This is a genomic window from Liquorilactobacillus uvarum DSM 19971, assembly GCF_001434935.1.
Taxonomy (GTDB): domain Bacteria; phylum Bacillota; class Bacilli; order Lactobacillales; family Lactobacillaceae; genus Liquorilactobacillus; species Liquorilactobacillus uvarum.
The window spans coordinates 1-364 of sequence record NZ_AZEG01000124.1 but is presented as its reverse complement, the minus strand read 5'-3'; the positions used below and the strand labels follow the sequence as shown (position 1 = coordinate 364).

The following is a 364-nucleotide window of genomic DNA, read 5'->3' as shown; positions in this document are numbered from 1 at the left end:
TCAAAGCCGCACGTTTCTTCAACGGGCGCCACCAGTTCTCATTATGCAAATACCAGTCAACTGTTTCTTTGATTCCAATATCAAAAGTATATTTTGGCTTCCAGCCCAGCTGTGTTTCGATTTTTGTTGGATCAATTGCATAACGGCGATCATGTCCTAAACGATCCTTGACATATTCAATCGCACTTTCATCCAAACCCAACTGTTCGACTATCAGATGCACAATTTCATTATTAGTTCGTTCGTTATGCCCACCAACATTGTAGATCTCACCTTTTTGTCCCTTGTGCAAAACCAAATCAATTGCCTGACAGTGATCCGAAACATGCAGCCAATCGCGAATATTCTTGCCATCACCATAGAT

1 protein-coding gene is annotated in these 364 nt (G+C 41.5%); it reads right to left on the bottom strand.

What is annotated here, in order from left to right:
* The coding region (locus FD20_RS12750; protein WP_157060949.1) for a GDP-mannose 4,6-dehydratase at positions 1-364 on the bottom strand (364 nt) is incomplete at both ends.